Source organism: Pseudoalteromonas sp. SMS1, from assembly GCF_021530565.1.
Lineage (GTDB): Bacteria > Pseudomonadota > Gammaproteobacteria > Enterobacterales > Alteromonadaceae > Pseudoalteromonas.
The window spans coordinates 92,141-103,339 of record NZ_JAKGBI010000013.1 but is presented as its reverse complement, the minus strand read 5'-3'; the positions used below and the strand labels follow the sequence as shown (position 1 = coordinate 103,339).

General features: G+C 40.2%; 11 protein-coding genes. 3 read left to right on the top strand and 8 right to left on the bottom strand.

Going from position 1 to position 11,199, the window contains the following annotated elements:
• The first annotated feature begins 82 nt into the window (after nucleotides 1-82).
• The gene (locus tag L1286_RS14335) at nucleotides 83-1,078 is read left to right on the top strand and encodes a ChaN family lipoprotein (protein WP_235407750.1); all 996 of its coding nucleotides are present in this window, start codon (nucleotides 83-85) and stop codon (nucleotides 1,076-1,078) included.
• 57 nt (nucleotides 1,079-1,135) lie between these two features.
• Here the strand turns inward: L1286_RS14335 and L1286_RS14330 are convergent, their stop codons facing one another.
• The gene (locus tag L1286_RS14330; protein ID WP_235407749.1) at nucleotides 1,136-1,324 is read right to left on the bottom strand and encodes a hypothetical protein; all 189 of its coding nucleotides are present in this window, start codon (nucleotides 1,322-1,324) and stop codon (nucleotides 1,136-1,138) included.
• A gap of 296 nt (nucleotides 1,325-1,620) precedes the next feature.
• The gene (locus L1286_RS14325) at nucleotides 1,621-2,625 is read right to left on the bottom strand and encodes a DUF2235 domain-containing protein (protein WP_235407748.1); all 1,005 of its coding nucleotides are present in this window, start codon (nucleotides 2,623-2,625) and stop codon (nucleotides 1,621-1,623) included.
• Between the two features lie 612 nt (nucleotides 2,626-3,237).
• Between L1286_RS14325 and L1286_RS14320 the strand changes: the two genes are divergently transcribed.
• Nucleotides 3,238-3,810 (top strand): nucleoside deaminase, encoded by a 573-nt coding sequence (locus L1286_RS14320; RefSeq protein ID WP_235407747.1) that lies wholly within the window; start codon nucleotides 3,238-3,240, stop codon nucleotides 3,808-3,810.
• Nucleotides 3,811-3,848: 38 nt separating this feature from the next.
• On the opposite strand, the gene L1286_RS14315 is transcribed toward L1286_RS14320, so the two are convergent.
• Together L1286_RS14315 and L1286_RS14310 are read right to left on the bottom strand one after the other, a co-directional pair.
• Nucleotides 3,849-4,424 carry a YceI family protein gene (locus L1286_RS14315; protein WP_235407746.1) on the bottom strand — a complete coding sequence of 192 codons (576 nt, stop codon included), beginning with the start codon at nucleotides 4,422-4,424 and terminating at the stop codon, nucleotides 3,849-3,851.
• A gap of 29 nt (nucleotides 4,425-4,453) precedes the next feature.
• Entirely contained in the window at nucleotides 4,454-4,999 is a 546-nt protein-coding gene (locus L1286_RS14310) for a cytochrome b (RefSeq protein WP_235407745.1), read from the bottom strand.
• A 137-nt stretch (nucleotides 5,000-5,136) separates the two neighbouring features.
• On the opposite strand from L1286_RS14310, the gene L1286_RS14305 reads away from it, so the two are divergent.
• Nucleotides 5,137-6,030 (top strand): LysR family transcriptional regulator, encoded by an 894-nt coding sequence (locus L1286_RS14305; RefSeq protein WP_235407744.1) that lies wholly within the window; start codon nucleotides 5,137-5,139, stop codon nucleotides 6,028-6,030.
• A gap of 48 nt (nucleotides 6,031-6,078) precedes the next feature.
• Here L1286_RS14305 and L1286_RS14300 read toward each other — a convergent pair whose 3' ends face one another.
• From L1286_RS14300 to L1286_RS14285, 4 genes are all read right to left on the bottom strand, one after another.
• Nucleotides 6,079-6,498 carry a cupin domain-containing protein gene (locus L1286_RS14300; protein WP_235407743.1) on the bottom strand — a complete coding sequence of 140 codons (420 nt, stop codon included), beginning with the start codon at nucleotides 6,496-6,498 and terminating at the stop codon, nucleotides 6,079-6,081.
• Between the two features lie 1,880 nt (nucleotides 6,499-8,378).
• Nucleotides 8,379-9,935 carry a SulP family inorganic anion transporter gene (locus L1286_RS14295; RefSeq protein ID WP_235407742.1) on the bottom strand — a complete coding sequence of 519 codons (1,557 nt, stop codon included), beginning with the start codon at nucleotides 9,933-9,935 and terminating at the stop codon, nucleotides 8,379-8,381.
• Nucleotides 9,936-10,047: 112 nt separating this feature from the next.
• Entirely contained in the window at nucleotides 10,048-10,509 is a 462-nt protein-coding gene (locus L1286_RS14290; protein WP_063355950.1) for an Lrp/AsnC family transcriptional regulator, read from the bottom strand.
• A gap of 48 nt (nucleotides 10,510-10,557) precedes the next feature.
• Nucleotides 10,558-11,199, bottom strand: a complete 642-nt coding sequence (locus tag L1286_RS14285) for an MBL fold metallo-hydrolase (protein ID WP_235407741.1) — start codon at nucleotides 11,197-11,199, stop codon at nucleotides 10,558-10,560.

Below are 11,199 nucleotides of genomic sequence, written 5' to 3'. Positions count from 1 at the left end.
GTACAAATGAAATCAATCAGTGACTACATACCTGATAATAGTTATCATTACTATATTAAATTAAATATGGCTTTGGACACCCATGAAGATCAACAAACTCAAAACGCCCCTAACCCTGCTCACATTATCAGTGTTTACTCAAGGGTGTAACATGATCAGCCAAGACACTCCGCCAAAACTTGAACTTGCGACCTTATACGATTATCGCTTACATGCGTCACAGAATAAATCGCCTATCTCTATTGATCAACTTCGTGATGATCTTGCCAAGAGTGATGTGGTTTTTATTGGGGAGTATCACTCACACAGTGCTTCACATAAGCTACAAGCCGAACTATTACAAGCGATGTATCTTAAGAATCCGCGCTTAATACTCTCAATGGAGCAGTTTAGCCGTGACAAGCAACAGATATTGAACCAATATTTAAAAGGTGAGATTGGAGAACAAACATTAATCAATGAAGGTGATGCTTGGGATAATTATCGCAGTGACTACCGCCCTCTTGTTGAGTTCGCAAGAAACCATGATTTACAAGTCATTGGCGCTAATACACCTTTAAGCATTGTTAGGTGTATCGCTCGAAAAGGCCCTAACTTTGTTAGTGAGCTGGATGAAGAGAAACAAAGCTGGGTAGCGGCAGATGTTAAGACAAGTTCAATTGAATACCAACACAAGTTTGCTCAGGCAATGTCCCATCATGGCGCGAGCAATTCAAACAATCAAAAAGTGAGTCAAAGCAATAGTTTTTATGCGCAGTTGGCGCGCGACAACACCATGGCAGAATCAATTTATAATGCGTATATAAATAACACAAACAGTCAGGTTATTCACTTTAATGGCGCATTTCATAGTAATTACAATCTTGGTACCGTAGATGCACTAAAACGCCTTGACCCAACTTTAAATATAACCGTCATTAGCCCAGCATTTTATAATGAAGAAATAGAATGGGATAAAGGTGATTACATCTATATAATAAACCCACTTCCAAGTCGCTATATTAAAAAAGAAAACAGAGATAAATCAATCATGAAAATGGTAAAATCAAGAAAAGAAAAAAAGTGTAAAATAAATTAAAAACATGGCATATTTTTATAAGTAGAGGGCGACGCCCTCTATTAAACATAACGAAGCTTATTCAATTTCACAGGTGTGTTGGCGACACGAGTGATTTTGTCCTGACCAGCAGCTACCCCAAGGGTCTGTTCTAAAAAATGCGGGGTTAACTTGGCCACCACCAACCTGTGGAGTCATGTTTGCTGGTAGTGTACTATTATCATTAGACAGTGCCTTCATGGCTTTTTTATTTAGTTGTAGTTTCATTCTCTTTTCCTTAGTTAAAAACTTGATTTTTTGACTTTCATTCCTTGAGCCCTACATTTAAGGGGCCATTTAAAGCTACATCCCTACAATTAAAATGTCAACGTCACCATATGACTTATTTAATAAAAAATAAAAAACAGAATAAAACACCTTCCATTAAATTTAGAAAGCGAATTAAAACCTAAAACCAACATTAATATATTAATAAAAATAGATATGTTTAATACAATAAAAACTATATTATAAACACTTTGCCGACAAACAGAATAAGTTTGACAGCAAAGTGATGTTCAACTTCAACTGTGTGCTTGCCTCTCTATAAAATCGAATGCATTGGCTGGTTGGTACGCACTACTTTCTGAAATTCGTTGATATACACTTTCATGAAGCGATTCATTTGTCCTATTAGCCACACCTAATTGACGCACTTTTTCTGAAAACCGATAGAGCCAGTTCATTGAGTCTCGATATTCATCAAGATGATGTGGACGATAATATGACAAGAATTTTTCGTTAAATATCAGGCCGTGGCGCTTTGCGCAATCCTTTAACCAATGCAATGAAATATTTGCCAAACCATCTTTGGAATAGCCGCCACCGACATTACTATGACTGCCTGCGAACCACTTTTGCTCCAAGGTTTGAGTAGACCCGTTTGGCAAAGTCCAAATGGCAGGCTTGAATGGACCTCGCTTCTCATCAATTGCCAGAGCATGATATGCATGTTCGATGTTGTCTGTCAGGCTCACATCATGAAATCGATACCGGCGATTTATCAATTCAAATTTAAAAGGAACGCCTAACGCGCCGACAGTATCCCAAACCCCCACAAACTTAATCGGAACATCTAGGCATTTGTGTTCTTTCTTAAATGCTGTGACCTTTTCTTCAGATGCATCATTTCGATAGAGCCTATAAGCCTCTGGCATGTAAAAAGCGTGGTCCTTGGGTAACAGCCCTACCTTATTGATCAGTCCTATCGCACTGCGAATTGTGTAGGCACCTCGACTGAAACCAAATCCATAAATTTCGTCGCCAGGTTGGTAGTTCAATACTAAAAATTGATACGCTTTAAGTACATTCTCGGACAAGCCAACGCCAAACCCACCGCCTAAAATTTTGTCCATTCCCCAATGTGTGCCGACGCCTTCGCTATAATACACAACTTGGTGAATACCATCGTGACATACGGGCTCAATTCCTCTTGCGAGTTTTACAACATTCGTTGGCTTTCTTTTGCCGCGATCATATTGTGCAGGCTTATTCCAAGTACCATCCATACACAACACCAATCTTTTCATCGTTTTTCCTTTTAACTTATTGAATTACATAAATAGCGACGGCTAAGATACAACTAAACAAGGCTATTATGAAGGGCATTTTTTTCCTTTTTGGTACCATCTTGCAACTTGTTTATACAGAGATCGTTCATATACCCCCCCTGAAATTAAGTTGCGTCTAAAGATTGTTACGGCCTAAATAGAAGAGGTAAAATACTGCGCTTTAATTGCTAAATACCGTTCATTTTGAAAAAGTGCCTGCATGACTTATTTGTCTGGACATTGGGTAGTAAAAATACGGTTAATCCCATACTCGAATTCTTTTTTAACGTCTCTTCTACGCGAAAATCGTCACTAACACTCCCACCCAGAGCACATCAAAGCAGTTTCATAGCGACTCGGTAGTCGTTGAAAAGAGAATCATTGTGCACTCCTATTACGGCTAATAATTCAAGCTCGGACATCCGACATTGCCTTTGGGTTAAGACGCTTAATGTTGCAATAATTAGCTCGTACCCACAATTTTAAATAAGCAAAATTGATAAATAAAAATAATTACAATGCGCCCCCTTCACAATTGCTCCTCATTGTTCTTTTATATGTAATAACAGTTGCGATTATTTGGATAAAAGCATGATTAAACCCCTTTTCAACCACAGCACAGAAATCAATGACACAACACTCAATGTCATAGCGCATATGCCAACCACCAGCTTACCAACAGTAATATCAAATGATTTTGCTCAAAAGCTTCAAGATAAAGACTTTATGCGTATTGCGGTGCTACTCGCCGCTAAGAGCTACAACGAAGGTGGGTGCCCAATTGGCGCTGTTATTGTTAACAACGAGACAAAACAAATAGTAGGTAAAGGCCACAACACGCTGGTACAAGAATCTCACCCTTATAACCATGGAGAAACCAGTGCAATCAGAGATGCAGGTAGGCTCGATTTTTCTAAAACAACACTTTTTACAAGTTTAAGCCCTTGCGATGTGTGTGCAACACTTTTATATATGAGAGGGTTCGACCGTGTGGTTGTTGGAGATGTGACGAATGCCCAGGGCAATGAAACACTATTAGCCGAAAAAGGCATTCAAGTTGAGATACTGGAAGATCCCGTCGGCATAAAGCAATACGCTGACTTTAGAGCAGAAAAGCCCGAGCAAGATTTAGAGGACTGGCAAGGCTTAGCTGCCTTAAAGTAATAGTGAGGCCTTGTATACATCTACAAGGCCCATCTTAGTTAGAGTTTGATGCCTTCGATATGCAACTCTAGAGTTACATGTGTAGAAGCTGGACCAAGATTGTAATCTATACCAAAATCTTTCAATTTAATGGATGTTTCTCCTGAAAACCCTGCGCGATATCCACCCCAAGGATCCTTACCTTCACCAATTTTTTCAACCGGAAAACTAATCGTACGTTTAACCCCGTGTAATTCCAATATTCCTGTTAGCTTACCTCTACTATCAGTCACTTGTTCATACTTCGTACTTTCAAAAATCGCTTTAGGAAACTTTTTTACATTTAGAAAATCTTTCCCGCGTAAATGTTTGTCTCGCTCTGCATGATTGGAGTCTATGCTTGCAGTATTAATAACAACATTGATCTTTGATGCGTTTGGGTTTGCTTTGTCATACGTAAACTTTCCATCAAAGTCATTAAAACGACCAGTTAGCCAACTGTAGCCTAAATGCTTAATTTTAAAGTTGATAAAAGCATGTGCCCCCGCTTTATCAACCTGATACTCAGCTGCATGCAATGCGCCTGACATCGCGAAACCCGTCGCGACAATAGCTGATAACATACGTTTTTTCATATATTCCTCTCAAGATACCGTAATTAGTTTTATTTGTTTACTTTTAACATGCGGCTAAGGCCGCCATCTTTATTTATATATTGGTGCTTAATCGCCGCACCGATATGGCCTGCAACGAAGCCCATTAGCACCCAAGCCAACCAAAAGTGGATGTCGCCCACAATGTCCTCTTGATTTTCAAATGACCATGGCAATGCCGGTACTTCAAAAATCTCGAATACCATAATAGGCCTGCCATCTGCCGTTGAAATCAGATAACCACTTATCATGATGACAAACATTAAGGCATAAAGTGCAATATGCCCTATTTTGGCAGCCGCTTGTTCCAGTTTTGGACCAGGCAATTCTGCTGGCTTTACATTTAGCTGTCGCCAAATCAACCTAAACAGCAATAACACCAGCAACACGATGCCGATGGATTTATGCAAGTCGAGTGCCCCCTTATACCAAGGATCATAATAAGTGAGCTCCACCATATAAAGACCCAGACCAAACATGAAAAATATCGCTAATGCCATTAGCCAATGTGTAAATATGGCAATTAAGCCATACCCTTTTTCTGTATTTTTGAGCACCTTTGCTTCCTACCTCATCAGATACCTGTCTCTAGAGTAACGATTTATTTCAACCTTAAGTAGTGCATAAATAACAAAACTATTGTGCAAAAATGTATATACTTATCATTAAGACGAATTGGAATAACTTATCTTCAATGCAAAAATTAAATTGGGATGATTATCGAGTTGCGCATACCGTTGCAAAGGCAGGCTCTTTGGCTAAAGCAGCAACAATATTACAGTGTAATCACACGACTGTATTGCGACATATAAACCGCCTAGAGGATGCGCTCAATGTAAAATTATTCATACGTCATCAAAGAGGATACCGGCTTACTGACGCCGGTCTCATCATGCAAGAAGCACTTCCTGATATCGATTCACAATTTGGTAAATTAGAGGACAAGTTACAAAGTATTCAGCAAGATTTCAGTGGTAAAGTGAGGATCACAACTGTCACTTCGTACTCTGCGCTTTTAGCACCTGCAATGCATGCCTTTAGACGGCAACACCCAAAGGTTAGAATAGAGTTGCTTGCGACTGACGAAGTGATACCGCCACAAAGTGGCGCTGTGCACGTTGCGCTTCGTGCAGGGCCAAAACCCCAGGACCCCGACATTATTGCGCGCCATGTTGCTTCAATCACAATGGCTTACTATGCTACTCAAAGCTATGTGGATGAGTTTGGTTTACCCGAGGATGAGTCATCCATGAATGAACATCATTGGCTCATGCCGGACAAAACGAAGCACCATATTCCTTTCATTAAAGAAGTCATAAAAAAGCTTTGTAACGACAGCATCGTATATTCAAGCAATCAATTCTTAGATATACAATCCGCAGTATTATGCGGTATGGGTATTGGGCCAGTATCTGAATTAGAAGCCAGTAAACATAATCACCTTGTAAAACTAAATAACCGTGACCTTTTTAAAACCGACTTTGTCGGTTCACTCTGGTATACCTACCATAAGGATTTAAAAGACAATGCCAAGGTCAAAGCCCTTTTTGATTTTTTACTCGATCATACCCGTCATCTAGCCATGTAATACTTAATGCGTTGGTTGGCAAACTTAAATTGCAAACCAACCATTCGATTACTCTTTTTTAATTGTTATGGCTTTATCTTTTTGGCCTGCATAAAATACGATGATCCGAACATCTTCTTCCCCCAATGCTTTACCGGTGTGGACTTTATCTACAAGCTCTACAATAGGATCTCCCGCATTAAGCATTAATACATCACCATTGGGCTTAGTCACTTTCAATTGCCCTTTTAATACGACACCAGCATTGATTACGGGGTGTATATGCAATGGTAATGTGGTACCTGCTGGGATATTAATGTCTAAAATTGTAATTTCAGGTGTACCTGTTGGATAAGCAGGAAGCTCAGAACCATCCCAGCTTTTGGTCGTCTTAACAAGTGTTTTAAAACTGACCTGATGCTCTTGAGCAGTAGCAAAAACGCTAAAAATCGATGCGCTTAATGCGAGGAAAATTAGGGGGTTTCTCATGAAAATTCTCTGTTTCTTGTCTGTCTGCAAACCACCTTAATCAAGCACACATTAGTTTGCTATAAAATATGATAAAAATGAGCCAAAGATATTAATTTTGTTTCTGTGTAATTACCGAGAAAGTAGCACTTGTTTAGAAAAAAAACCAATACTAATCCGTAACGGTATGCTAGTGCATACACCAAATACGGCCATTTTTACTCACCGGACTATGGCGCGAATTTTATAATGTTTGGCTCTAACTGGACCAACAAACAAGATTTGGAATGCCTTTTTGAAGGTACTTGGCAAAAGCGTGAAACAGGCACCATTGTTCTCTAAAAGATCATTTATGGGAAAGTCCATTTACCGCCACACCTAATGCCAGTCTAATCGCCCTTGAACTGAAGATTGCCATCCCAAAACTTATATTATAGTGACTCAAAAGCGCTGAGAAGTATTGCGCATCGCAACGGATTTCGATGCATCCCCTCTTTACATCAAAAATTCGACTCGAAAAGCGGCAGTGGTATCAACTGATATTGCTCGCTTTAACGCACGTAAAATATGCTCAGATAAGAATGCAACTGACCTTGTATTGATAGACTTAGCGTACAGGATAAAAAACGCGTAAACGTAAAACAAACTAAGAGCCGTTGTAACGTGATAATGCTGCCAATTTCAATAAATGACTTAACTGCTCAAGTGCTATTTCCACTTCATTCTAACAATACGCGTAACGGATACATACACGCTTAGCAATTAGGATTAACAAATGGGCCTGTATTTTATGAGCAGTTCATCTATTTTGATAAATAAAATTAAAGCATGGAAACTGATGTAAAGACGAAGCCACCTATATGGACACACCTGTGATCTCTTGCCTCCGGATTCGCTATTTTAGATTGGCCCCATCACCTGCTATTTATCTATATTCTTATTCGACGCACCATGCTCTGAAGAACAACTTTCAACTTGGTTAGTTGCTTCAGCAACTTAGTTTTATCCAATTATAGGGCTAATAATTTGGAGGAGAACACGATATTGGGCTACTCGTTGATTAGGCACTAGTGTAACAGGGTTAACTTTGTTTGTTGTGCTGATCATAACGTACGCATTTATTGAAATAGGAAACAATACCGGTCGGGCTATGCTAGCTATAAGCAACACGAACCTATAATTAAGGCAATTATCAGTGGCGACCTTTAAGATATAAAGCACCTAGTAGAAACAACAAAGCTAACATCAACGCAACGAATTAAGAGGACATACTCCTTTGATCGCTGCTTATAAGGCTGAACAATTGGATAGCTTCAAACGCTTATTGCGACTTGATGCCGGCCATAACTTTAAGCCTAAAGGTAGGATAAGTTACAAAATCGCTGGTCATATACAAAGCGACCTCAAAACTAATGGTTTGGGCAGAAAGATTAAATATCTCAATATCCACTTTGAACATAGCATAATCCTAACATTGGCTGACGAGCAAGAGAGCCTATTTCACCTCACAACCAACATCGACAATGAGGTTATGGCCAGATTTCTTGATTTGGGCATCGATTATAATCTCAAGCTAAAATGGTGACCCTCTTTGGAGTATGCAGTGAATGGTGAGATTGGAATAATGTTATCCCCTTACTCACACAGCCCAATATCGAAATCACCAAAGAAGCCATTGATCCATTTCATAAGGAAACAAGACATTTCAATGGCGCACTTTTTGATAATGGCGTCAAATGTATACAAGTTAGCAATATCCTTGTTCAGGAACATGGTATTGACAGAAATCGATTGTTCACCGAATAGATATATTCTTATATAAAAAAGCCCAGCAAATATGCTGGGCTTTAAGGATTAAGAGTTCACAAATTATTGTCGCCTCTTAGCAACCGACAGTTTATTTATGCGAGTTTATCCGATGCCACTTTATATTTTGGATCTTCAATTACATTGATCTCTACAAGATCACATGCTTTGTCCAATAACTGCTTACAATCTTCACTCAAGTGACGTAAATGTAGCTTTTTACCCGCTTTAGTGTATTTTTCTGCGAGTGCATCAATCGCTTCAATTGCACTGTGATCTGCCACACGGCTATACTTAAACTCCACAATAACATCATCAGGATCATTAGCGACATCAAAGAGTTCGGCAAAATTTTTCACTGATCCAAAGAACAGCGGGCCGTGAAGCTCGTATACTTTTGAACCTTCTTCATCGATATAATTGTTAGTATAAATATGCTTAGCGTGCTCCCAAGCAAACACAAGTGCTGACACGATCACACCGACGCATACTGCAATCGCTAAATCAGTAATCACCGTTACACCAGATACTAATACAATGACGAATGCATCACTTTTTGGAATGCGCTTCATTAAACGGAAGCTAGACCACTCGAATGTACCCAACACAACCATAAACATCACACCAACGAGTGCCGCCAACGGGATCATTTCAATTAAGCTGGCCGCAAACAAAATGAAGCCAAGTAGTAGTAACGCCGCAGTGATGCCTGATAAACGACTGCGGCCACCTGAATTAATGTTGATCATCGATTGCCCGATCATCGCACATCCGCCCATTGCACCAAATACACCACACGTGACGTTTGCAGCACCTTGACCAACACACTCACGGTTACTATTGCCTCGTGTTTCTGTAATTTCGTCAATAAGTGTCAACGTGAGCAGTGATTCAATCAGACCAATTGCAGCCAAAATTAGTGCATAAGGGAAAATAATTTTAAAGGTTTCTAAATTCCAAGGTACTTCAGGAATATGGAAAGCTGGGAAACCGCCTGCAATCGTCGCATCTGCATTGCCACTCATGTCTTTTAGGTAATCGAGTACATTTCGAGCATCTAAATCGAGTCCAATCACAATACCAGTTACAACTAAAATAGCAGCCAAGCTAGATGGAATGGCCGTCGTTAATTTGGGTAGAAAATGAATAATTCCCATTGTTAAAGCCACAAGGCCAGCCATAATGTACAGCTCAGTGCCCTGCATCCACTGAAGCGTGCCGGATTCATCCATGACTTTAAATTGGCCAAGCTGCGCTAGGAAAATAACGATAGCAAGACCATTAACAAATCCAAGCATGACTGGATGAGGTACCATCCTAATGAACTTGCCCAGTTTAAAGACACCTGCGAGGATCTGTAAAATACCCATCAACAAGACTGTGGCAAAGAGATATTCCACCCCATGCTCAACTACAAGGCTTACCATCACTACTGCAAGTGCACCTGTCGCACCTGAAATCATACCCGGACGACCACCGAAAATTGATGTGATAAGTCCTACGATGAACGCTGCATAAAGACCTACGAGCGGGTCCACTTGTGCAACAAACGCGAATGCGACCGCTTCAGGAACCAGTGCCAACGCAACGGTTAAACCTGATAGCACGTCGTTCTTAGCAGAGCTAGGTGCTTTGCCTATAAGATTAAACATTTATATCCCCAGTGTTTTTTACTACGACAGAAAAGCGCTGGATCCTATCAAAATCCAGCGCTTTTAACAAACATGATACATTATAGTTTTAAATTGAGATGTCTGTATGACACTAAATGATTGGCAAAGCGGTTGAGCGCTTTACACATGTCATAGTCACGTTAGAGTGGACCTCTTGAACGTACTCTAGATTCAGAAGATTGTCCCGGACGAATAACTCATACCCCTCAATCCCTTTAGAAATAATGCGCAACATGAAATCCATGGTACCGGCCATCGTATAACACTCAGTAACCTCATCATAACTCATTATCAGTTTTTCAAATTCGGCGAGATTATTACGACCGTGATTAGACAGCTTCACGTGGGCATAAACCAGCATATCAAAACCAAGTTGCTTTTCATCTAACAGTGCAACCTTCCCTTTGATAAACCCATCTTGCTCTAACTTAGCTATTCGTCTCCAACAGGGGGATTGTGACAATCCGACTTTGTCTGCAATTTCTGCTGTAGACAGGCTGGCATCCTGCTGTAACAGCGCTAATATCTGACGATCAACTTGATTTAATGACATATTTATCTTTATATTTTAGTGTTAAACTTTACGCTATTCACGCAGTTACTATCCAAAACGACCACTCATAAATGGATTGTGGCGTTTCTCATACCCGATACTGGTATCTTCTCCGTGACCACTCATTACCCTTGTGTTTTCGTCAAGTGTAAAAAGCTTGGTTTCTATAGCGTGCTTAAGTTGTGCAGCGTCTCCCTTTGGAAAATCAGTACGCCCCACAGAGCCTTTGAACAATACATCTCCAACAAGCACTGACGCACTTTTAGGCTCATGAAACACAACATGTCCAGGCGTATGTCCTGGACAGTGTTTCACTGTCAATCTAAGCTCACCTAGCTCGACCACATCCCCTTCTTCTAGCCATCTATTAGGATAGAATACAGGTTGCGGCGCAAACCCAAACATTTGGGCTTGCATAGGTAAACCGTCTAACCAGAACTTATCTTCTAAATGAGGGCCGATAATTTCTACGTCGAACGCCTCAGCCAACTCAGTACTAGCACCAACATGATCCAAATGCCCGTGCGTAAGAAGTATAAATTCAATTGTTAACTTATTACTTTCGATAACCGATAAAATCTTGTCTGCATCACCACCAGGATCCACTATGGCAGCTTTACCCGTTATATCGCAAGCGATAACCCGACAGTTTTGCATAAAAGGGGTTACTGGTATTGTTAAAACCTTCAT

Coding starts and splice junctions, on each gene's coding strand:
- L1286_RS14335 (WP_235407750.1), top strand. CDS start 83: ATGAAGATCAACAAACTCAAAACGCCCCTAACCCTGCTCACATTATCA.
- L1286_RS14330 (WP_235407749.1), bottom strand. CDS start 1,324: ATGAAACTACAACTAAATAAAAAAGCCATGAAGGCACTGTCTAATGAT.
- L1286_RS14325 (WP_235407748.1), bottom strand. CDS start 2,625: ATGAAAAGATTGGTGTTGTGTATGGATGGTACTTGGAATAAGCCTGCA.
- L1286_RS14320 (WP_235407747.1), top strand. CDS start 3,238: ATGATTAAACCCCTTTTCAACCACAGCACAGAAATCAATGACACAACA.
- L1286_RS14315 (WP_235407746.1), bottom strand. CDS start 4,424: ATGAAAAAACGTATGTTATCAGCTATTGTCGCGACGGGTTTCGCGATG.
- L1286_RS14305 (WP_235407744.1), top strand. CDS start 5,137: ATGCAAAAATTAAATTGGGATGATTATCGAGTTGCGCATACCGTTGCA.
- L1286_RS14300 (WP_235407743.1), bottom strand. CDS start 6,498: ATGAGAAACCCCCTAATTTTCCTCGCATTAAGCGCATCGATTTTTAGC.
- L1286_RS14295 (WP_235407742.1), bottom strand. CDS start 9,935: ATGTTTAATCTTATAGGCAAAGCACCTAGCTCTGCTAAGAACGACGTG.
- L1286_RS14290 (WP_063355950.1), bottom strand. CDS start 10,509: ATGTCATTAAATCAAGTTGATCGTCAGATATTAGCGCTGTTACAGCAG.
- L1286_RS14285 (WP_235407741.1), bottom strand. CDS start 11,199: ATGAAGGTTTTAACAATACCAGTAACCCCTTTTATGCAAAACTGTCGG.